We start from the raw sequence: 23,899 nt of genomic DNA, 5'->3' as shown, positions 1-23,899 counted from the left end.
CGTATCATGCCTCCATGAAACAAACTTTACTGCTTTCCCTCCTCTTCCTATGCTTTCTTTCTTCCCGGGCCGGGCGCATAACCGGCAGGGTTACCAATGAAAAAGGCGAGATCCTTCCTTACGCATCAGTTTTCATCAAAGGCTCAACCCAGGGCACTACCACCAATAACCAGGGTGTCTACTTCCTGGAGCTCGACCCCGGGAATTATACCGTGGTATGCCAATACATAGGCTATACACGCGTAGAGAAAACAGTTAGCGCAGGAGCCGGCAACAGTACTGTTTCTGTCGATTTTACGCTGGCAGTGCAGCAAACCACCATGAACGAAGTAGTGGTTAGGGCAAATGCTGAAGACCCGGCATACGAGATCATCCGCAATGCCATCCGCAAACGAAAAGACTATCTCGCTCCCCTCGATTCCTTCACCTGCGAAGCTTATATCAAAACACTGATGAAGACCCGCAAGCTGCCCAGGAAGGTATTCGGACAGAAAATAAAGGACGAAGACAAACAGGATATGGGCGTTGACTCTGCCGGCAAGGGCGTGATCTTTCTTTCCGAATCCCTTACAAAGATCGCTTACCGGAAACCTGGAAGGATAAAACTGGAAGTATTATCAGGCCGCGAAAGCGGCTCGGGAGGTTATGGTTTCAATTTCCCCACTTTCATTAATTTTTACAACAATAATGTAAACGTTCTGACCAACCAGCTCAATCCCCGGGGGTTTGTTTCGCCCATTGCGGACGCGGCTTTGAATTATTACAAATACCAGTACCTGGGATCATATTGGGAAGATGGAAAAGAAGTGAACCAGATCAAAGTGATCCCACGCAGGAAATATGAACCATTATTTGCAGGTACCATCAATATCACGGAAGGCGACTGGCGCATTCATAGCCTGGAGCTTACCCTCACCAAACAGTCGCAGCTGGAGATACTGGACACCATGGTGATCCGGCAGATCCATGTACCGGTTGCAAAAGATATTTGGCAGACGAAAGATCAGGTTGTATACTTTACCTTCAACCAGTTCGGCATCGATGCCACCGGTACTTTCCTCAATGTTTACAACAAATACGAACTAACGCCGGAGTTCAAGCGCAATTATTTCAATAATGTGATCGTCCGTTATGATACCAGCATCAATAAGAAATCAAAAACTTATTGGGATTCCATCCGCCCGGTTGCCCTGGAACCGGAAGAAATAAAGGATTACAGGATCAAAGACAGCCTGCATGCTTATCGCAGTGATTCGGCCTGGTCAAAAGCCTATATCGACTCCATGCGCAGAAAACAAGGAAGGATCACTGTTGGCAAAATACTTTGGACAGACGGACTACGCTTTTCCAATTTCAATAAGGAACGTCCTTCAGATATCACCTGGAAGCCCTTGCTGAAGCAGATCCAATACAATACGGTAGAAGGTCTGGTGGTTGGCGCCAGCGCCACTTATCGCCGCTGGTGGCCAAAAGCGGGGAACACGACCTCATTCACGCCCAATCTCCGTTACGGGTTCAGCAATTCTCACCTGAACGCCTGGGGTACCCTTCAATTTGCAAAAAGGAAAATGGAAAGAGATGGAACAGGACTTACAGCCGAAAACAGCTCCTGGACACTCAATGGTGGTAAGCGGGTAAGCCAGTTCAACCAGGCAAATCCTATCTGGCCTCTGTTCAATAGTGTGTATACTTTATTTGATCGCCGGAATTATATGAAGATCTATGAGAATTATTTCGGTGAACTGGTATACAATAAGCGGTTCGACAATGACCTGCGCATCACTGCCGGAGTATTATATGAAGACCGTCTTCCACTGGACAACACTAGCGACTTCTCCATTTTTAAAGACAAGGACAAGATCTTTACTCCCAACTATCCTTTCGAACAAATGCTCGGCCAGTTCACGCAACACCAGGCAGTGATTGCGAGGATCCAGCTGGAATACAGGCCCGGACAGCAGTTCATCGAGTACCCTACCAGGAAAGTGGCCATCGGATCGAAGTATCCATTGCTGACATTGGCTTATCACAAGGGCATCGACAAAGTATTGGGCAGTGATGTGGATTTCGATAAATGGAAATTCTCTGTGTCCGATGATGTGAATTTCAAACTGCGTGGATTAATGAAATACCGTGTATCCATTGGCGGATTTATCAATGACAACAAAGTGCCGATCCAGGATTACCAGCACTTCAATGGCAACCAATTGCTTTTTGCCAGTGAGTACCTGAACAGTTTCCAACTGGCTCCGTATTATCTCAACAGTACTACTGCTTCATTTTATGCTGCCGCGCACCTCGAACATCATTTCAATGGAATGCTCACCAATAAGATTCCATTATTCAAAAAACTGAACTGGCATCTTGTAGGTGGTGGCAATGCCTTTTTTGTGAACAAGGATAATAACTACGTGGAAGTATTTGCCGGACTCGAGAATATTTTCAAAGTGCTGCGCGTAGATGTGGTAGGCTCTTACCTGAATGGCAACAAGGGACAGGTGGCATTGCGACTGGGCTTAGGAGGATTGCTGGGCGGAGCTTTCCAATTCAAATAGGAATTATTTGCAGGTGCCGGGAGCAGTATTAAACGGGATGATGCTGCTCCCTGGCTTCACTGCAAAGGGTCGGACTATTCATTCATGGCTTTACAACATTTCAAGGATACCTTCATTTTCGAGGATGATCATACCCTGTCTGTCTTCTGTGATACCTTTCTGTAAAGTATAAGTGTAGGTTGGTACTGTTCCCTGCATCACGGTTGGCAGGAACACAAATCGGATACTATCATCACTGCGCATCAGTTCCTCTCCCACTTCAATGATATGTGTTGAGATAATGAAGAATGATTTCCGGAATGAAGCGAAAGCTGCTGTTACAGCCAGTGTGGCGTCATAAGCATCTTTCACATTCGTTCCCTTGAACAGCTCATCGAAGATCACGAAGAGCTTTTTCTCTGAAGCCACTTCTGCCGCTACAGTTTTCACGCGAAGCACTTCCGCATAAAAATGGCTATAGCCTTTATTGAGATCATCCGGCACATTCACGGATGAATACAATCCGTCCATAACGGTGAAGCGCATGGAGGAACAGGCCAAAGGAAATCCCATATGCGCCAGGTATACTGCAATACCCGCCGATTTCATCAGTGTTGATTTACCGGCCATATTGGCGCCGGTAAGGAACAGGGAATTGCCCGACGTATCGAAGTGGAGATGATTGGGAACAGCCTGTTTCAACGATGGGTGCCTCAGATCCTGAACATCGAGAACAGCAAGATCTCCATCTTCTGCTACTGCAAAATTGAATTGACGCGCACGCGCTACATCTGCCACAGTAACCATCAGGTCCAGCTCATAGGTGAGCTCCAGCAACTGTTGTATTGCTTCACGAAGCGTTTGACCAAACAGGTGATGCAGTTTGGATACCTGCATCAGGCTGAGTTGACCATTCCCATCAGGCATATCACTCAATGAACTATGACCAGTGATGCTGCGCAATGTATCAGCCCATTCCTTCCATGGCGCTTTTTCTTTTTTCTTCAGTTGCTCCAGCTCCTGCAAGAGTTTCTTTGATTGCTGCAAGAACTGGATACAGTGTTGCACCCCCGCTTCAATGCGACCATAGCTTTCGTCTTTTACGAGCGAAGCCATCACTTTTTTCCGCATGCTGGTCCAGAGATTACTCATGTAAGAACCGCCGCGGGCTTCATCCAGGTAGGCTTCCAGCTTTTCCACCAGCTCACCGCTTACAGGAAGCAAAATATTATTATTGTAATAATACCGGAATGCATTACTCCTCGCATTGATGGAAGCCGCATCGGTCATTGGATTGCGGAACATCCTGTCCAGCAATTTTTCCCCTCCCCTTGTTTTCACTTTATTGAAGATGCTGAAAACTGAATTGGGATTGAATTTACCCAGCAGTGCCAGGTCTTCCAGTGTTTGATTATCGGCTATGAAGTTCATGCTGTTGCCTCCGCTTTTTTCTTTGTAAGAATATCCAGGATCCCTTCGTTGCGGATGATCACCATCCCATGCCTGTCTGATGTGATACCCGATGCCAGCTTATGCGTATATACGGGCCTGTTACCTTCCATCAAGGTAGGCAGGTAAATGAAGTTTATATTCTTACATTTTTCCCGAAGCACTGCTCCTGCTTCGATGATATGCGTGCTCACCACGAACATGCAGTTCTTTCTTCTGGCAATAGCCGATGTGATGGCCACTGTGGCTTCATAGGCGTCCTTCACATTGGTGCCGCGGAAAAGCTCATCGAAGATCACGAAGAGATATTTGTCTTTACTCAGCTCAGCCGCCACGGATTTGATGCGCAGCACTTCCGCATAGAAATGGCTGGCGCCCTGCGCCAGGTTATCCGGCAGATTGATGGTAGTGAATATTCCATCACGTACAGAGAATTCCATGCGTGAAGCAGGTACCGGAAATCCCATATGCGCCAGGAACATGGCCACTCCCAGTGATTTCATGAAAGTGGATTTGCCTGCCATATTGGCCCCGGTGAGAAAAAGGATATTGCTCTGTGGTGTAATGGTAAGGCTGTTCACCACCGGGTTTTGAAGTGCCGGATGATAGAAATCTTCCAGCACAACCATCTGCTCTTCTTTCTTCTTTGCCACAGGGAACGCGAATTTCTTTTCCACCGCAACACGCGCAACAGCCATGTATACATCCAGCTGATAGATATGCGCCAGCAATTTCAGCAGGTTATTGCGCTGTTTGAAACGGAGCAGCTTGTCGAATTCAGCCAGCTTGTTGAAGGGCAGTTTTTGCGGCGCGGATTCCTGCAGCGCAGGCTGCAGCTCAGGTGCATGCATAATTTGCTGTATCTGCTGCAACTCAGTAGCATAGGGTGTTCCGGCCGCTTTCGGGTTGATCTCCTTCAACAGCTCATCCGTTTTACGCAGGATTTGAACAAGGGCTGTCACACTTTTCTGAATTTCCTTCAGCTCAGTATCTGCCGAGATCAGCTGGTTGAATTTTCTGCCGATTGTGTTCTCGGTCTCGCTGAGCATGCTCCTGTTATCGGTTTGCTGAAGGTAATGTTCCGCTGCATCGAACCATTCGTTCTCGAACGGGAAAGGGATTGATGATGATGCAAAGAAGCGGATGGTAGCGCTGCGCTGGTTGATGGCATCCATATCAGCGATCGGGCGGCGGAAAATTTCCTCCAGCAATTCCGCGCCCCCACGGGTGAAGGCGCGGTTGAAAATATTGTAGATCGCGTTCGCTCCTCTCTTTCCGAAAATATTCAGATCGTCGAGCGTTTGTTTATCGGTGATGAGGCTCATGCACTTCGTTTTTAATTATTTCCTTTTTCTTCTGATCAGCAGGATGGTGCTGGCCGCCAGAACAATACCCGGGATCACCCACATCAATGAATACTTGATCCGCTTGGCGCCGTTCTTTGTAAGATCGATATCATTATCAGGAGAAGGCGGCCTGCTCACATCCACAGGAACATTGCCGTAAGACAACCAGTTGAACATTCCGGGAATGAGCGTGAAGTTGGAAGTCTGGAACCTTCTTGTCTGCGGACGCATGCCTCCGTTGCTGATGCAGTCTGCATCTCCGAGGATGATAACTCGCTGCTCCTTGGCTCCCACTTTCCTGGACGCAGCCATTGCAGTAATATGCTGTTTCACTACTTCACCTATTGCATTGTTCACACGAGGTGAATCGTTCATGAAATCGATGGTCTCTTTTTCATTCCAGGTTGCGAAAGTATCGGGCACTGCATAGAGCTTGATGGAATCCGTACGGAGGATGGGCTCCACCTTGAATCCCTTATCGGCAGTTTGTACCAGGCTGGCTGCGCCCGTCATACCCACGAATAACCTTCTTTCGTTGAGGAATTTGAAATGCTCATTGAGAGCGATGCCTTCAGTGGTTGGCCTGGTGAGTACGATATTGGCCAGCACTTCTTCTTTAGGCTGCACCAGCTGTCCCTGCATAGTACCCACACCGAATTGCGACATGAGTGAATCCATCACAGTATTACCGGGCTCCGTTGCGATGATGAGGTTGCCCCCTTTGGCGATATACTCATCCAGCTTGCGTTGCTGTGCGGAATCAAGACTTGTCTTAAGATCGGCCAGTACAATCACATCCATTTCTTTCGGGATATCATTGTTACCGCTGAGATCGAGGGTTTCCACATCACAGCCCTGGTTGGTGAGGGCATAGCGGAAAGTTTTGGCGGAAGCGAAGAGTGAATAATCTTTGATCTTTTCACCAGTGATGATGCGCTCTCCATGTCCGGCCAGGAATCCGACCCGCGGCAGTTTCATCACCATGCGTTTGAATACGGAAGTCACTTCCGCTTCGGTGGGGAACTTCATGAAGTCGTCATAGATACGGAGCCATGCTTTCTGACCATTCTCCCTTTCCACGAGGCGCACGAATGTGTTGCCTTCATCGGTGAGATCGATCGTCTTCTTCAGTTCTGCAGGAGGCATGAAGATATCCACGTTGAGATCGCGCATATCAGCTACGCCTTTGGCTTGCTCGGCCAGTGTCATTTTAGGGAAGCGATTGTCTACCCATGGATTGTTGCTTGGCTTATCATAGTAGTATACATACTTCATTTTTGTTTCAGGCTTGAAGCGTATATACTGTTTGAATCGCTCGAGGTCTTCGTTCACTTTGCTGGGGATGGCGTGATAATATTCGCGGTCCAGCAGGTTCACGTAGGTAGTGATGGTAAGTCCTCCTTCGAGTTTGCTCATCACATCCTGGCTTTTCGGCGTAAGTGTATTGCGTTTGGTGGCTGTTGTATCGTAGTAGCCCATCAGCACTGGCCTTGACGTAACGTATCCGAGTAGAACCGTTGCCAGCACTACGCCGCAGTATTTGCCCCATACTACGGAGAAGGAAGCATGTGTGCGGTTGGCCTGCAATTTGAGGATGCTCAGCATCAGGAACATGCTTACCACAATGAAGAAGTAAAGTACATCTTCGCTGTTGATGAGACCATTGATCATTTCTGTTGTACGACCTGAAATGCTCAGCCAGTAAGTGAGATCGCGTACGAAAGCGATATCCTGCCAAACCTTGTTCATATAGCTTAATGCAGCCAGTACAACCAGTGTACCGAGCGCTGCCACCACCTGGTAAGAAGTGAGTGAGCTCATGAAGAGTCCGATGGCGGAGTAAGCGCACATCAGCAGGTAGATGCCAAGCAATCCGGAGATGGCGCTGGGCAGGTCGAATTTCTCTACCACTACACCACTGATGATGGTATAGATGAACAAGGGGATCATCAGGATGAGACTGAAACCCATCATGGCTTTGAATTTGCCGAGGATGATCTGCGTGCTGGTAACAGGTGAGGAATAAAGCAGTTTGATGGAGCCGCTGCTGAGCTCGCGGCTCATGAGGCCCATGGTGAGCAGTGGCATATAGAGGTAAAGGTATTCCTGCACCTTATTGAGAAGACCGAACTGTCCGCCAAAGAGGCCGGCAGTGATGAATGAGTTCCCGAAGCCGGTATCCTTCTGGCGTACTACGCCCTGCAGCAGTTCAGCAAATGTCATCCCAGTCTGGAATGCAAACACGATCAGGATCATCCAGGCAATGGGTGAATAGAACAGGGTGAACAATTCCGCTTTCGCGATCTTTAAAATCCGTCTCATTTATTTCTTTTTATCAGTTTTCTAATTTGGATTTTTCTTGGACAGGCTGGCGAACACAGCATCGAGTGAACTTTTTTCGATCATCATTTCCATGAGGCCCCAGCCGTTGTTCACGCTGGCTGCCGCGATCTTCTGGGCAGTACGTTTATCGCCATCATAGCCCAGTCTGAATTTGTAAGAAGCCATCTGCTCCACAGATTTAACACCTTCGAGTTTCATGAGCTCATCCTGCAATGGTGGTGTATCCAGACTAAGGATAAGCGAATTCGGTTCGATGTAGTTGTCGAACATTTCGATGGTGCCGGCAAATACGATCTTGCCTTCTTCGATCATTTTGATATCCTGGCAGGTTGCCTGTACTTCAGTGAGGATATGCGTGGAAAGCAAAACAGATCTGTCCTGCGAGATCTCCTTGATGAGGTTTCGCACTTCCAGGATCTGGTTGGGATCGAGGCCGTTGGTGGGTTCATCCAGCACCACAAATTTTGGATTGTGCACAATGGCCTGGGCAATGCCTACACGCTGCTGATAACCGCCGGAGAGATTGCGAAGGAGTCTGCCGCGGAAATGCGCCACACCGCATCTTTCTGCCGCAGCGCCTACCATCTCCTTTACCTTGTGCTTATCGATCATACGGAGATCGGCACAGTAAGTGAGGTATTCTTCCACTGTAAAATCCAGGTGCAGCGGGAGTTTCTGAGGCATGAAACCGATATTTCGTTTAGCCTCCACCGGTTTATCCTTCAGATTGATGCCATTGATGAACACTTCGCCTTTGGTTTGCTTGAGCACTCCGCAGATGATATTCATGGTGGTAGACTTCCCTGCGCCATTGGATCCCAGCAGGCCAACAACGCCTTTATCGCGGATCTCGAAATTTATATCCCTGATGGCCCACTGCGCAGTATAGCGGTGACTCAGGTTTTCTACTTTAACAATGGGATTTTCCATTCATTCAACTTTAGATTTTGGGAAAAAGATGCCTGGGTAAGCTTTCGCTTACAATTTTTTTAGTGATGATCCTCACTATGCAATAAAGTTTTGGGAACTGTTCCCCCGCCATGCGGAGGAACAGTTGATAGTTGATATTAGTAGGTAGCGTTGCCTATAGCACGCACATCGATACCATATTTTGTCTGAAAATGATTCACGAGGATATCCCACTTCTGTTTGATCAGCGGATAAGTGAGATAAGGCGCCATCTGTGCATCCGTACGCTGAGTCAGGTTGAAAATGAATGAGCTGAGATCATTCGATTTCGCGTTGGTCCAGGAGTAAGCGCCATTATGCCACTCGAAAGGAGCCTGCGTTACTGTATTGTAAGAGTTGGGCAGGAATCCCTTCTGACGGTAAGCCTCTACGTTGGCGGGATTCAGTGCATTCAGCGGGGTTGTGGGCGCCGCTGCCGTATAGTTGCTCACATTGTAAAAGGCAGCAGGGATCTCCAGGATATTATTACCGAGATAATAATTCCAAACGGCTGCAGTAATAGCGTTCTTTTTGGTCAGCTTCTGTGCCGGCGTCATAACAGACAGTCCGGAATTCATTCCTGCAAACCCGATGGCTTTACCCGATACCTTGATATCTGAGTAGAGATATTCCATGCCCGGCGGATAGCCTGTCCTGTATTGACGGATACTATCGGCCAGGAATACACGATAAGGGATGCCGCCCTTCTTTTTGAATGCATCGGGCAGGAACTTCAGCCATACATCATCCAGGAAGTCGAGCATCTGGCCTGCATACTGCGGATTGGCGAGCACAGCTGTATCGATCCTTGAGTTACCGGTGCTGGTGGCCTGCGTCCATTCGAAATCCTTCTGCGTGTACACGTACAGGAAATAGGATCCGTAATTATTGAAGAGCTGTTGGATCCTGTTATTGTCTGTTGTGGATGCATTGCCCTGGGGCAGTGCATAATCCGGTTTAATTTCTACAGGCGGACCGATCGCTTTATCCTTTTTGCAGGAAGCGAAAAGCAAGGCTGCAAGTGATCCGGCTATGAATATATTTTTCATTTCGAATAATGTTAAGCGTTAGTAAATCAATTGCCTGGCCTTTCGCCCATTTTAGCGGAAGGATTCTGTTCCAGTGCCGGGTTACGGATCAGCAGGCTGTTCGGGAAAGGCAATACGTACATAGGATCCTTCTCTTTCAAAACGTAGGTCTGGTCCGGTTGACCTGGCTCAGCTTTGTAAACATGGGAAATGGAAGGCATTCCGTAGCGTCGGAGATCGAACCAGCGGAACAGCTCATAACAGAATTCCTTTCTGCGCTCATCCCGGATAGCCTGCAGCAACTGTGCTTTGTCTGTAATATTCTCATCTGCATAGTTGGGAATGCGATACCTGCGCAATGCATTGAGATCATTCATAGCCGGGGTCAGTTGATTCAGCTGAACATTTGCCTCAGCTCTGTTAAGGACGGCTTCGGAAGTGCGGATGCTCTGCCTGAGATCAACGCCTGTAGCAAGTTTGGATACCAATACGTAATTCACATTCTGGTTACTCAATCCAAATCCATATTTGCGGCGTGCATCATTTTCATCGAACATGCCCAGCAAATGATTGGAGGGGATATAAGTGGATTGATCAGGCTGTGTACTGCCACCATACAGCCACTCCACTTCCGGATTGGAATAATTGTGAAGGTAAGCGGCAGTGAGCTGCGTCATATCCCAGAGACGGCTTCCCTGTTCGAAAGCTTTGTCTGCCTCAGCCACAGATCCTTCCCAGTTCTCCATGAAAAGATATACACGGGAGAGCAGGATATGAATGGCCGGCTGATTGATATGATAATCCGTGCGAACAACCGGCATCGGGTCCATCAGCCTGGTTGCTTCTCTCAGATCTCGCACGATCACATCGTACACTTCTTTAACAGTGGCGCGCTTCGTGGGTACTTCCTCGATAGTGGAAGTTAGCTTCAGCGGAACGGCCAGTCCGTTAGGATTTGAATTGTATGGATCTCCGTAGAGGTTAACGAGACGCCAGTAGTAAAGCGCACGTACGGCCAGGGCTTCCGCTTTCACACGATCGCGTTCCGCCTGTGTACCGATGGCATCATCGATATAATCGAGCACTGCATTACAGCCTTTGATCCAGGCGTAGTAGGTAGCATATCCTGTAGTGCCGGGATCCTGAGCCACAGGATCGCCCAATCCATTATAATCAACAAAGAACGGCTGCCAGGAAAAAGCAGGATAATACATTTTTGCCGTGGAGCTTCCTACTGCCGATCCGTTATCGAAGGTTGAGTTGAACTCAACATCATCATCCATGAAGTAAAGAAATGCGGCAGGTTCCTGGGAAGGATAATATCCAGAGCCCATTAGCAGCTCCCTGAAGTCCACAGTTGTTTTCGGGATCACTTCGCTCTGCGATTTCTCTTCGAGGAATTTGGAACAACTTCCGAAGAGAGTTGCTCCCATGATGGCGGTTATATAGAATAATTTCTTTTTCATTGTGATCAAACATTAATGTTTAGAGCGACATATTAATAGACAATGATGCAGTCCTCCTTGCAGGCCAGCCTCCGGTTTCAGGATCGTATCCATTCCATTTATCATCGAATGATACGAGGAAGGGGTTAGCCAAACTGAAACCGACATTCATACGTTTGGAGCGAATCTTCTTCACCAGGGTCTGCGGCAGATCATATGCCAGGGAGATCTGACGGCAACGGATGAAATCAACATCTGCTACACGCAGGTCAGAATTATTGTACATCTCGTAAGGAGAAATGCCAAAAGGAACAATGGTGGGAAGGTTGATATTGATCCGGTTCGGATTACCTGCAGGCACTGAAGGGATATTGGTGTAAGCTTCGTCACCCGGCTGTTTCCAGCGATCGTTCAGCAATCTCGGTACATTCTGCTCTGGAGTTGGCGCACCACTGTTGTTATAGAAAACCGGTAAACGCTTTTGAGCTCCGAATGCCATAGCAAACTGTGCACTGAATGAAAAGCTCTTGTATCGAACAGAAGTGTTGAAGCCTCCGCTGAAATCCGGCTCCAGTTTACCACTCTTCACCAGGTAGTCCAGATCGTTGGCAGTAAGCTTGATGTCCATATTATTGAACTCCGGTCTTCCGGTAGAATGATTCAATCCTTTGTATGAATAGGAATAGAAAGTGGAATATGATTGTCCATTCACGATGGCCTGACCATTGAGAAAATCAGCCCTGGTATTGATACGCTGGTTTTCCTTGAGTGTGTTCCTGGCCAATCCGGTATTTACAGAGAACTGCCAGGTGAAATCTTTGGTACGCACCGGCACCACATTCACGATGAGGTCATAACCTTTGTTTTCCATTTCAGAACCGAATACAGTTGCAGAGTTCATACCATTCTCAACAGGCACTTCCCTGGAGGCAAGTACATTACTGATCTTCTTGTAGTAGTTGAAAGTGGCGTTCAGCCTGCCGCTGAGGAAAGAGAAATCGAGACCGAAGTTCCAGGACTTCGTTTTCTCCCATCCCAGTTCCAGGTAAGGAAGTGACTTGATGGAGAGCGTGTATTGTTTGAAGAGACTGCTCAGGCCTCCATCAGTAGCGATGAGGTATGGGCTTACGGCTTCCACGGTATTACCCTGGTAGCCATAAGAAGCAGACAGATCGAAGCTGTTGAGCCAGTGGAGTCCACTGAGGAAAGGCTCGTTGCCGATCCTCCATTTACCGCCGATAGACCAGGTTGGCTGGAAGCGTTTGTTCTTATCCTGGCCAAAACGGTTACTGGCATCCAGGCGCGCATTCACATTGAAGATATAGCGCTGGTCATAAGCATACACACCGGAAAAATATTCACTCAGGTAATTGAGCTCTGTATTCACGATGGAAGAATTCTGGCGCATAGCTTCATGCAGAGGGGTTGCAGTACCGTTGCCATTGGAAACAACTACCAAAGGAACAGGAGCGAATTGCTCTCCGCGATAGCGCAGGTAGCCATAACGCGTATTCATACTTCCTTCTGTAATGGTAGACCTGGCTTCGGTTCCAAGCTGCGCAGTTACTGCGTGCTTATCATTGAACACCTTGTTGTACACAAGGCTGTTACGTAATGTATAACCCCTGTTGGTGCTCGACTGCAATTGTACCAGACCTCCGAAAGGCAGTGCACTGGCCAGTTCCTGCGGAGAATTGCTCAGCACTGAACCGAATTCGTAGCCCCTGAACTGTGTGATATAATTGGAAAGCTCAGTTGCATAAGACTTCACATCCGTAGCTGCGATATTGTAAGAGAAGAGCCCCTGGTATTGCAGGTCTTTCGTGATCTTCAATCTTGCATCAACGGTGGATGATAATGATTTTGTACTGTTGTTATTATTTGTGTTGTTCAGCTCATTCTGGATATTGTAATTATAGAAGAATTTGCTGGGGAATGAATTACTGCTGTTCCCTCTTTTGTAATGATAGGCAAGTGTACCATCATCATTGTACATGGGAATGGTGCGTGAGGTGTTGTATGCATATTCGAAAGGATCTACTCCGTATGCAAAACCGTCGGCTTCACGAACTGTTCCGTTCAACAGGAAGTTGACGGTAAGACGATCGTTGAAACGTGCAGTGGTATTGGATGTGGCGGAGAAGGTGAGCAGGTCGTTACCGATAGCTTCGCCTTTCTGTTGTTGTACGTTGAAGGATGTTCTGTTGCTCAGTTTTTCCGTACCACCTGAGATGCTGATACTGTGGTTCTGGCTGAAAGCATTACGGAACAGGAGATCGAACCAGTCTGTATTCATCGTTTCCATTTTCCTGTATTCCCTTTCAAGAGTAGCCTGATCGATCTCTTTGTTTTGGAGTTTCTGGATCAGGCCGCCATAACCGATCGGCAGTACTTCGTAGGTGTAGCTGTCGCGGGCTTCATATACTTCTTTGGAGAACTGCATCAGTTCCTGTGAGTTCATGAGATCATACATGGAATAGCGGGGACGCTGACCAACAGTATAGCTGCCGGTGTAGTTCACGGCCATCTGTCCGGGTTTTGGCTTTTTGGTAGTGAGTACGATCACACCATTGGCAGCCTGAGAACCATAGATAGCAGTAGCGGAGGCATCTTTCAATACCGTGATGGATTCAATGTCGTTGGGATTGAGCCATGAGATGGCGTTGGAAGCGATGAGCCTGAGCTCACCCATATCACCGGCGAGTGAGCCGCTGCCATTGGGCATGGGAAGCGGGTCGCGCTGGATCACACCATCCACTACCCAGAGTGGTTCCTGGTTTCCCAGGATGGTGGAAGTACCGCGCACCCTGATCTTTGGAGTGGAACCAACCTGGCCGGAAGACATCGTCACCAGCATACCGGGCACATGTCCCTGTAGCATCTGGTCGATACTTGTTTCACCTGCCACTTTGATCTTGTCCGGATCAACGGTAGTTACAGCGCCTACATATTTGTTTTTGTCGATGGTCATGTAACCTGTTACCACCACATCATTCATTTTGGTTTCTCTCGACATCAATGTGATATCGATGGTTACATTATTACCCGAGCTTACTTTGATAGAACCTTTATTGGGGCCTGCGCTGGTAATAACAGCAGTGTATCCGTCATTAAGTTTGCGGATGCTGATCTCCAGTGGTTCGTAGCCCAGCATGCTCACGATCAGCACTGCATTTTCCGGAAGGGAGCTCAGGCTGAATTCACCTTTGGCGGAAGTTACTTTACCTACGGTCTGACCTTTCAGTGAGATGGAAGCGCCGCCAAGTGGTTCTCCCTCGGAAGTGCGAACTACGCCTGAAACTTTTGCAGGTGGTGCGAAAGCCGATGCTATCACCGGATCAACAGTTACAGGGCTTGTTGTTTTGCGGCTCAGTACGATGGTCTTTTCTTTGATCACGTACGTGAGATTCAGATCATTGCTGATAGAATCCAGCAATGTTCGCAGCGGCATATCACGTACGGAAAGCGTGAATCCATGTGCATCTTTGAATGCAATGGCATTGCTGAAGATCACATAGCCTGTCTGCTGTTTGATGGTGGAAAAGAGTTTTTTCAGGGGGATGTTCTTCCCTGAAACAGTCACGGTTTGGGCGAGACCTGAAGCGTTGGCCTGTAAGATGGCCGCAGTCAGTAACAAAGTAGTCAATCTCATAACCAGCATGGTTTTTGTGCGCCGCCGGATTTCTTTGAACCGGTCCGGTAGCCAATAGCAGTTTTTTTGCATAAATTGCAAAGTGGTTTGGTTGTTAGTAAATGTGAATGCAAAGCCATTTATGACCGACTGAAATCATTGCCGTCACGGTCGCACCCGTGGCGGTTTTTTTATTCAATCGGGGATGAACTATTCGAATATGGGTAAGGTTCTTATTTATTGAGCACCACCAGTCTTCTGCCTTCTTCCAGACGGAAAGAAACTTCCGCCCGTTGCAGGAAATCGAGGACATCTTTGAGCGGGAAATTCCTGCCGATCTCTCCCACAAAATCTATATCAGGTACACTATTCTCGTATACAACTTCTATATCGTACCAGCGTTCGAGCTGTCTCATCACTTCACCTATGTCCGCATTCTCGAAATTGAAGAATCCATTTTTCCAGGCGGTGACTTTTTCGATATCCACTTCATCGGATAAAGAAATGGGATTCTTACCTTGTCGTTGCTTTTGAGCAGCTGTTATGTTTGCTACCTGGGCCTCTTGTCCGGGTTTTAGGATCAGTTCGTTCAAACGCCCGTCGGTACGGGGTTCTGTTTCAAGGGCTGCAACGCGTACGCTGCCATTGATGAGCGTGGTGCGGATCAGTTTTTCATTATCGTAGGCGTTCACGTTGAACTCTGTGCCGAGTACTTCAACGTCTGCAATATTGTTCACATTTACAAAAAATGGTCTGCGCATATCTTTTGCCACTTCAAAATATGCTTCGCCTGCTATGTATACTTTGCGTTCATGGCCGGCAAATTCAACCGGGTAGCGGATAGAGCTGTTGGCATTGAGCCAGACTTTGGTGCCGTCGGGAAGGATTAGTTGGAATTGTCTTCCTTTGGGCGTGGTCATGGTATTGAAAGATGTTTTACCCGTTCCTTCATCATTGGCGCCATAAAGGAGTTTTCCGTTTTCCAATACTACTGCTGTTCCGCTTTCGGTGGCGATGAGGCCATTGCCTGCGCTGTCGAGTATTACCTGTCTTCCATCTGCCAGTGTGAGCACTGCGCCGGTGGTGCCAGGCAGGATCTCGGTTTTGGCGAGTGCAGGCTTGGGTTGTGAAGGCTGATCTTTGCTGCCGGTGATCCAGAAATAGCTCACGCCTCCTACTAATATTACGGCAGCCGCTGCATAGCGTATCCAGCCTCGTTTCCGGAGGGGGATAACTTTTGCTTCTTCTTCCTGATGCCTGATAGCATTGATCTTTGCGAAGATGGCGTCTTCTGTTGCTGCTTCTGTTTCCGGAATGAAAAGCAGCAATTGTTCACGCAGTTTTTCTTCATCATCCAGCTGCGCAAAGAAATGACGGCGTTGCGCAGAAACAGACAGCCATTGCCGGAGCTGTTCCTGTTCTGCATCGGATAAAGTTCCCTGAAGATGCCTGAGCAATATGTCTGCTATCTGGTCAACAGTTGTCATACTATTATATTCTACAACCGGATGATCAAAACCAACCATCCGATCATTAAGTTTTTTTGAATTTTTTTTTCAGGATAAGAGTCCGGGGCCTTCTGTAAGCATTACCAGCAGGATGATTGCCAGCGGATCCTGGCGAAGGGCCTGCTGGAGAAGCCTGACAGCGCTTACCCGTTGATTGGTGACGGTCTGGACGCGGAGCTGCAGTTTTGCTGCGATCTCGGCTGGTTTAAGTCCTTCCCGATAGGATAAGAGGAATATTTCCCGCATGCGCGGCGGAAGCTTGTCTACTTCGGCGTAGATGCGGTGCAGGAGTTCGGACTGTACGCGCTCAAGGTAGAAGTCTTCAGTGTTTTGTTCGTTCAAGAGCTGAAGCAATTCTTCTTTTTTGTCCTCCTTCATGTTCTGGTGTTTGAGGAGGTTGAAGCATTTATTGCGTACGGTGACGTGGAGGAAGGCAGCGATGCCGTCTAAATTATGGAAATCAGAACGTCTGTTCCAGAGCTGAACGAAGGTTTCTGCGGTAAGGTCCTGGGCGTCGGCGGGTTGGGTTACGTATTTGCTGGCGAAGAGGTAAACCCGCTTGTACAGGCGCTTGTAGACCTCCGTGAAGGCTTGTTCATTGCCGGCGCGGAAAGCTTCGATGAGTTCAATTTCCTGGTATGATGAGTAGCTGGTTTCCAAAGTATGGTGGGAACAAATGTAAAAAGATAAAAATGAAAAGGGTTTAAAGGGGGGATAAAAGTGCAAATGGGGAAAGGAATTTCTTGCAACCAATGTTCCTGGAAGTAGTTTTGTTCATTGATCAGAATGGAAGAAAGTATGCTGCAACAGCGTTTGATAGTCTGGCATTAGAACAGGACCCGCAGGTAATAGAAATATTTCCAATGGATTGAATTTACAGTTGACCCGGATCAGGCATTGAAGCAGGTATTGGCCGCACCAGTAACCGATGCGGCCAATGATCGTAATATTATGTTATGGATCAGTAATCTCCTTTTTTGATATCATCATCTTTATCAGGTTTGCCATTCTTTTTGACTTCAACCAGCTTGTATACTTTTCCAGTATTTCCTGAAGGCCCGGCCATACTGGATACAGTGAGGTACATTTCGCCCATATTGTCCTGACCAAATCCTTTGAGATAATATCCGATATCATCCGGACGGTTCTTCAGCACCAGTTCTGAATAATCCCAGTTGCCGGAGAAAGAAGGTCTGGCAATAAATAACTCTCCATTGGGCGTACCCGGACCTTGTGAGAAAGTGCCAAAAATATAATTGCCATACAAGCCGGAAATATCGTGCCCACGATAGACATTGCCTCCGATAATGGTAGTTGCTTTTCCGCCTTTGGGGTTTTGCCAGTTGTTCAATTCGATCACAGGATCGATGAGCGGCATACCCATATTGTCTACCAGCGGGCAGGATGGCAATTCTTCTTTATTGTTGGCTGCATTGAAACAATGCCTTCCTTCTCTCACATTCCATCCGTAGTTGCCGCCTTTTTTTACCAGGTTGATCTCCTCATACAACACTTGTCCGGCATCACCTGCATACAACCCATGAGAGCCGCCCATATCGAAGGAACAACGGAAAGGATTGCGGAAACCGAAAGCATAGATCTCATCTCTGCCTGGTTTGTTCACGAAGGGATTGTCTTGCGGGATGCCATATGGCGAACCGCTGTTGACGTCTATGCGAAGGATATTGCCGAAGAGATTAGCTTCATTGTCCTGCCCGTTACCGCCTGCATTTACGGGATACCAATCGTCTGCATGTCCGACGGGTGTATCATTGGCGCCACCGCCATCACCGATGGCGATGTACAGATAGCCATCAGGTCCGAATGCGATGGTGCCACCGTTGTGGTTGCCTTGCGGATCATCCAGGTCAAGCAGGATCTTTTCTGAATTCATATCCGCCATATTGGGATTTGCTGCTGCGATTTTGAATTCCGAAACACGGCTGAGATTATTCCAGTTGGCGCCAGGTGCGGGTCCGCCACTGCGGGGCGGCAGGTTATAATACACATAGAATTTCCCATTGCTTTTGAAACCGGGATGGAATGCCAGCCCCAGTAAGCCGCGTTCATCATAATTGGGATTCAGTGTTACCATTTTGCTGCTGAGATCGATCAGCGGAACCGGCAGCATTTGGTTATTCTTATCGATGATCCAAACTTTACCGATCTGATCGATCACAAACAGGCGCTTACTCTGATCAGGTGCAGACATCGCCCCAAGCGGAGAAATCAGGTTGTCTGCGATGAGTTTCAGATCGATCTCCTTGCCCGGCATATGGTCTCCTTTCTTACAAGCCTGTAATAACAAAAGAAAACATAAACCAGTGATGATGGAGAACAGAGGCGTTCTGCTCCGCAAAGCCTGCATACAATTCTTGTTCATAAAGTTGGTTTTAATTGTTTAATAAATGAGAACTGTATATTTCATACAAGTGATTAATTCCTGCAATGCAGTACGGAATTGTAATTGATAGTACAATGGAGGTTCGTGGTACGGGAACGGGGGGCAGGCAGGATGGGTACCCGGGAAGAAATGAATGGGAGACCGAAGGAGTTACGAGGCTTTGGGAAGGTTGGTTGTTGCTGTTGAAAAAAAATATTGTGGAGAGAGTTACACAGAGGATATGCAGGAAATTCCAGTGCTGTAGTATGCAGGATAACTTAAAAGCAGGTATAGTATACCGTTAGATCGTGATATCAAATCTTTCAGCATTTTTTATTGGGAGTTCCGTTGCCAGAATAATCTTTACAGCTCATCTTTCCGTTTAACGATATTCTTATTGACTGTCCGCTCCAGAACAGGAGATGTATGCAATCTTTTAATTTGCTCTAGCCGACAAGAGGATTTCCATCGAGCAACCAAACCGGATGACGGTGCCAAATTTTGTCAGGCCGGCGCTCACAGGCGCTTTTCATTTGACATAACATATGGAAATTGTACATTCAGAAGGGCTATTATCATTTCCGGTGTTTTTAGCCGGGAATACAAGTAGATACTACTATAATTCAGAATGCTATTTGTTTAGTTCGTCATCACGTATAGAATCAGAGCAGAAACTAATTGTTAATTATGCGGTTTATATTATTAAAGCCAAACAATTAACACATGATGAAATTGACTCGAGGGGTCAGCCTGCTCCTGCTGGCCCTCCTATTCCCATTCCTTTCGTTTGCCCAGGAAGCAATCACGGGCAAAGTAACAGACAAAAATGGTTTACCGCTCTCCGGCGCTACGGTAACCAATAAAGCCGGAAATTCCATTCAGACCTCCTCTAACGGAACTTTCACTCTCACAGTAGCATCAAAAGACAAGCTTACAGTTTCTTACGTAGGCTTTACCACACGCACCGTTGCTGCTGCTGCGGACCTCACCATTATTTTGTCGGAAGAAGCCATCAACTTAAGTGAGGTGGTAGTTACCGGACTGGCAGGCGGTATCAAAAGAAGTAACGCAGCAAATGCTGTTACCAGACTGAGTGCCAAAGAACTTACAGGTAGCACACGTCCTCCCACATTGGATGCCGCCATGAACGGTAAAGTATCAGGAGCTGTTATTGCAGCCAATACGGGTGCTCCGGGTGGAGGTATGTCTATCCGTCTTCGTGGCGTATCTACAGTTATCGGTTCTTCAGAACCGTTATATGTGATCGATGGGATCATCGTAAACAACAGCCAGTTGCCTTCTGGCGCAGGGACGAATTCGTTCAGCGGTGCGGTAGGCTCAAATGCGGGATCTGAAGACCAGGCCCCCAACAGGATCTCGGATATCAATCCCGGTGATATCGAATCAATCGATATCCTGAAAGGTCCTTCAGCTGCAGCAGCCTATGGAACACGCGCCAATGGCGGTGTGATTGTGATCACTACCCGCCGCGGTAAATCAGGTAAGACGAGGATCAACGTTTCCCAGGATCTGGGTATGGCGCGTGCACTGCATTTGCTGGGCTCAGAAAACTGGACTGAGGAAAAGATCAACAACTTTGATGCGGACAACGGAAGTTATGCGTTGAGTAAGGATAGAACACTGGAATTGTTCCGTGCCGCCAACGGACAAACCTGGGACTATGAAAAACTGATCTGGGGTAATACAGGCTTAATCAGTAATACCAATGCCACTGTATCCGGCGGAACTGATAAAACCAGGTTCCTCATTGCCGGATCACTGCAAAGTGAAACAGGCATCCAGAAACATACAGGATACAAACGTCACAGTATCCGCCTCAACCTGGACCATAAGCTTACTGATTTCATCGATCTGAAACTAAGTACCAATTACCTGAACACCAATACCAGCCGCGGCTTTGCCGGTAATGACAACAATGGTGTGGCGCTGGCTTATTCCATTGCCCATATTCCTAATTTCATTAACCTGAACAAAACGGCAGATGGAAAGTATCCTGAGTCTCCCAATACCGGTCAAAATCCTTTCGAAGTGGTAGACAGGGCAGAGAATAAGGAAAGGACCAACCGTTTCCTGTATTCAGGTGAAATGAACGTATGGCTGCTGCGTAAGGAAAGATCTTCCCTGAAGCTCGGACTCAGAAGCGGTATCGATTTTATTCTCTCCGAGCCAAGGGCATATATGCCGGAAGACATGCAGTTCCAGTCTGGCAATAGTTTGAAAGGAGCCACACGTTACTCACTCAACAAAATATTTTATACTTATCTCCAAACATCATTGGCATATAATGTGAATGTTGGAAAGAATATCGATCTCACTACCAGCGCTGTGGTATTACGTGATGATCAGCGTCGTGATATTTCCTGGATCCAGGGTGATGGATTGCTCGGTGGTCAACGTAACCCCAGCACAGGTCAGCGTGTGACTACTGAAAGCCTGGTAGAAAAAGAAGCGGTAGTAGCGCTTGACCTCAGCCAGGATATCAACTGGGACGATAAAGTGATCGGCCGTGTAGGTGTACGTGCCGATAAATCCACATTGGCAGGTTTGAATTTCGACAAATGGTTTTATTTCCCCAGAGCTTCACTGGCTGTTAATCTCACCAATTTTGCATTCTGGAATGTGGCTCCTGTAACGATGTTGAAGCCGCGTATCGCATATGGACAAACTTCCGGATTCCCCACTTTCAACGGAGCTTATTCACGCATGTCTCCGATAAACTACGGTGGACAGCTGGGTGTGGCTGCACCGGTAACCCTTGGACTGAGCCGCCTGGAACCTGAAAGGGCAACCGAGCTGGAGTTCGGTGTTGATCTGGGTCTTTTTGATAACCGTGTTGTGCTGGAAGCCACCTATTATAAAAAGAAGATCCAGGACTTCCTTTTCCCCTTCACACTGTCCGCAGGAACAGGTGTTAGCAGCCTTTCAGTTTTCCCAGTGGGAGATATGGAAAACAAAGGTGTTGAATTGGGTCTCAATGCTGCTATCATCAGGAAGAAAGATATCGAATGGTCTACCAACATTCAATGGTGGTTTAACAAATCGCTTATTACCCGCCTGGATGTTCCGCCTGCATTTGTTGGTAGTTCAGGGTTTGGTAATTATGGAAGGAAACGCCTGGTGCAGGGTCAATCTCCTACTCTGTGGTATGGTCCTGATGAAAACAATGTGCTTGTTCCTTACAAAGAGTCACAACCGAAATTCCAGATGAGCTGGGGAAACACAGTGCGATTTGGAAAAGGATTCGAGTTCGGCATGTTCTGGCATACCAGCCAGGGTGGACATAATGCCTCGCTTACCAAATTGCTGAAAGATGAAGGTGGTACTACACATGACTACAGCCAGCCAGGAAAAGAGGATGTAATTGGCAGGGAAAGACAGGCAGAGGTAATCAGTAACTTTATTTTTGATGCCAGCTTCATTCGCCTGAGAGAAGCATCTCTTTATTATACTATTCCCGAATCTGCGCTGAAGAGTATTTTGAAAAAAGGACCTGAGCGCGTTCGTGTAGGTATCTCAGGATCTAATCTGCTCCTGATCACTGATTACTATGGGTATGATCCCGAAGCTTCCAACTTCAATACCAGCAACGCAGGCGGCGCTTTATCCACCGGCGTTGACCTGGCACCACACCCAGCTGTACGCCGATTCTTCTTCCACTTAAATTTTGAATTCTAAACACTATTGCTATCATGAGAATAAAGAATAAAATCAGCATATCACTGGCAACACTTTTTGCAGCAGGCTTGCTGTTGAAAGGTTGTACCAAAACTGAACTGGTTACCGACCCGAATTATCCGGCTGTTGAAACCGTATTGAACAATGCTACCAAAGAACAGATCAATCAGCTTGGAGTTGGAGTTCAGTCTGTAATGCGCAACGGTCTTTCTGCAAATTATACCTGGAGCGGCTGTATTGGCAGAGAAGTTGTTTATTATGCTTCCACAGAAAGCCGCTTCCATGAAGAACTTCAGGGCAGCAAACCCATCGATCCGGGTGGTTTGATGATGGGCTGGTACAGCGCTGCCAGTCAAACCCGCCGCCGTGCCGAAATCCTTCACCAATCTGCAGAGAAGTCCTCTGCACTTTCCGATGCTGAAAAACTTGCAGTGAAAGGATTTGTAAAAACCGTACAGGCCTACGTTATGCTCAATGCTGCAAACATGGCTTACTCCAAGGGTATCCGTACTTCCTTCACTGATCTCCGTGTGCCCGGCGATATGCTGAAGCCAGGTTGTTTCAGCACTTATGAGCAATCATTGGCCTATATTAAACAATTAGTGGAAGATGGTAATGCGGCGTTGAAAACAGGAAGCAATACCTTTCCATTTCCTATGACCGCAGGGTGGGCGGGGTTTGAAACTCCGGAAAAATTCGGAAAATTCAACCGTGCTGTAGCTGCCCGTGTTGCGATGTACCAGAAAGACTGGGCAGCCTTGAGTAGTGCATTGAACGAGTCTTTCATCAATGAGACTGGTTCTATGGATGCAGGCCCGAAATTCACCTATTCTACAACAGCCAATGATGCTACCAATCCATTTTTTCAAAATGAAAACGCTACCAATGTAACCACACTGGTGCAGGTTAATTTTGTACCTGAGGCTGAAGCTGGTGATAAACGTGTGTTTGGTTTACCCAGAAACAAAAAAGATGGTACAGCAAAAGTGAAACAAAGAACTAATCCGCTGGCTCCAACAGGATTTCCACTAATGCCTTATGAAGTGCAGATGTTTGAAACAATTTCTTCGCCGGTAGGCATCATCCGTAATGAAGAGTTGTTGCTGATGAAAGCGGAAGCAGCCATGCAGTCCAACGATCTGGATGAAGCAGTGCGTATTCTGAATATCGTAAGGGATGCAGCCGGACTGAATGATTATGCAGGTGCCGTAACATCAGATGCCGTATTGGATGAACTGCTGAACCAACGCCGCTATGGACTGTTCATGGAAGGACATCGCTGGTTCGATATGCGCCGCTATGACCGGTTGAGTACATTACCTAAAGACAATGCAGAACACCAGGTTTGGACTGAGTTCCCCCGATTGTTGTCTGAAGTGGATTGGGATTCAAAATATCCTTGTAACTGATGAGGTAATAAGATCAATTTTATAGCATGCTAAAAGAAGGGTGTCAAATGGCACCCTTCTTTTGTTTAGGTTGCAGGGATTGAATAATTACTATTTGGCAATACGCTGAAACTTTGCATCAAGTATTTCTTATTGGATTTTTTGGGCGAAAGAATAGACCCTAAATTTTTCAACTTGAT

General features: G+C 47.3%; 13 protein-coding genes. 3 read left to right on the top strand and 10 right to left on the bottom strand.

What is annotated here, in order from left to right; all coding sequences use genetic code 11:
- The first annotated feature begins 14 nt into the window (after positions 1-14).
- Positions 15-2,555 carry a DUF5686 and carboxypeptidase regulatory-like domain-containing protein gene (locus FSB84_RS12205; protein ID WP_130541219.1) on the top strand — a complete coding sequence of 847 codons (2,541 nt, stop codon included), beginning with the start codon at positions 15-17 and terminating at the stop codon, positions 2,553-2,555.
- Between the two features lie 90 nt (positions 2,556-2,645).
- Here FSB84_RS12205 and FSB84_RS12200 read toward each other — a convergent pair whose 3' ends face one another.
- The 10 genes from FSB84_RS12200 to FSB84_RS12155 form a co-directional block, all read right to left on the bottom strand.
- Positions 2,646-3,965, bottom strand: coding sequence for a MutS-related protein (locus FSB84_RS12200; RefSeq protein WP_130541220.1), 1,320 nt, complete (start codon positions 3,963-3,965; stop codon positions 2,646-2,648).
- On the bottom strand, positions 3,962-5,308 hold the full coding sequence (locus tag FSB84_RS12195) for a MutS-related protein (protein WP_130541222.1): 1,347 nt from the start codon (positions 5,306-5,308) through the stop codon (positions 3,962-3,964). The genes FSB84_RS12200 and FSB84_RS12195 overlap by 4 nt, the downstream gene beginning before the upstream one ends.
- Positions 5,309-5,323: 15 nt before the next feature.
- Positions 5,324-7,651, bottom strand: a complete 2,328-nt coding sequence (locus tag FSB84_RS12190; protein ID WP_130541224.1) for a Gldg family protein — start codon at positions 7,649-7,651, stop codon at positions 5,324-5,326.
- Between the two features lie 21 nt (positions 7,652-7,672).
- Entirely contained in the window at positions 7,673-8,602 is a 930-nt protein-coding gene (locus tag FSB84_RS12185; protein ID WP_130541225.1) for an ABC transporter ATP-binding protein, read from the bottom strand.
- Positions 8,603-8,739: 137 nt separating this feature from the next.
- The gene (locus FSB84_RS12180) at positions 8,740-9,669 is read right to left on the bottom strand and encodes a hypothetical protein (RefSeq protein WP_130541227.1); all 930 of its coding nucleotides are present in this window, start codon (positions 9,667-9,669) and stop codon (positions 8,740-8,742) included.
- A gap of 26 nt (positions 9,670-9,695) precedes the next feature.
- Entirely contained in the window at positions 9,696-11,114 is a 1,419-nt protein-coding gene (locus tag FSB84_RS31030) for a RagB/SusD family nutrient uptake outer membrane protein (RefSeq protein WP_147122147.1), read from the bottom strand.
- Between the two features lie 19 nt (positions 11,115-11,133).
- On the bottom strand, positions 11,134-14,745 hold the full coding sequence (locus FSB84_RS12170) for a SusC/RagA family TonB-linked outer membrane protein (RefSeq protein WP_130541229.1): 3,612 nt from the start codon (positions 14,743-14,745) through the stop codon (positions 11,134-11,136).
- A 212-nt stretch (positions 14,746-14,957) separates the two neighbouring features.
- Positions 14,958-16,211, bottom strand: coding sequence for a FecR domain-containing protein (locus tag FSB84_RS12165; RefSeq protein ID WP_158643872.1), 1,254 nt, complete (start codon positions 16,209-16,211; stop codon positions 14,958-14,960).
- Positions 16,212-16,280: 69 nt separating this feature from the next.
- The gene (locus tag FSB84_RS12160) at positions 16,281-16,892 is read right to left on the bottom strand and encodes an RNA polymerase sigma-70 factor (RefSeq protein WP_158643871.1); all 612 of its coding nucleotides are present in this window, start codon (positions 16,890-16,892) and stop codon (positions 16,281-16,283) included.
- A gap of 301 nt (positions 16,893-17,193) precedes the next feature.
- Positions 17,194-18,615 (bottom strand): PQQ-dependent sugar dehydrogenase, encoded by a 1,422-nt coding sequence (locus tag FSB84_RS12155; protein ID WP_130541235.1) that lies wholly within the window; start codon positions 18,613-18,615, stop codon positions 17,194-17,196.
- 723 nt (positions 18,616-19,338) lie between these two features.
- Here FSB84_RS12155 and FSB84_RS12145 point away from each other — a divergent pair.
- Positions 19,339-22,311 carry a SusC/RagA family TonB-linked outer membrane protein gene (locus FSB84_RS12145; RefSeq protein WP_130541236.1) on the top strand — a complete coding sequence of 991 codons (2,973 nt, stop codon included), beginning with the start codon at positions 19,339-19,341 and terminating at the stop codon, positions 22,309-22,311.
- Positions 22,312-22,325: 14 nt separating this feature from the next.
- A complete protein-coding gene (locus FSB84_RS12140; protein WP_130541237.1) occupies positions 22,326-23,720 on the top strand; it encodes a RagB/SusD family nutrient uptake outer membrane protein in 1,395 nt (464 codons plus the stop codon).
- Positions 23,721-23,899 lie beyond the last annotated feature (179 nt).

The sequence above is a fragment of the Pseudobacter ginsenosidimutans genome, assembly GCF_007970185.1.
Taxonomy (GTDB): Bacteria; Bacteroidota; Bacteroidia; order Chitinophagales; family Chitinophagaceae; genus Pseudobacter; species Pseudobacter ginsenosidimutans.
The sequence above is the reverse complement of the archived record's forward strand: the minus strand, read 5'-3'. Positions and strand labels throughout refer to the sequence as shown.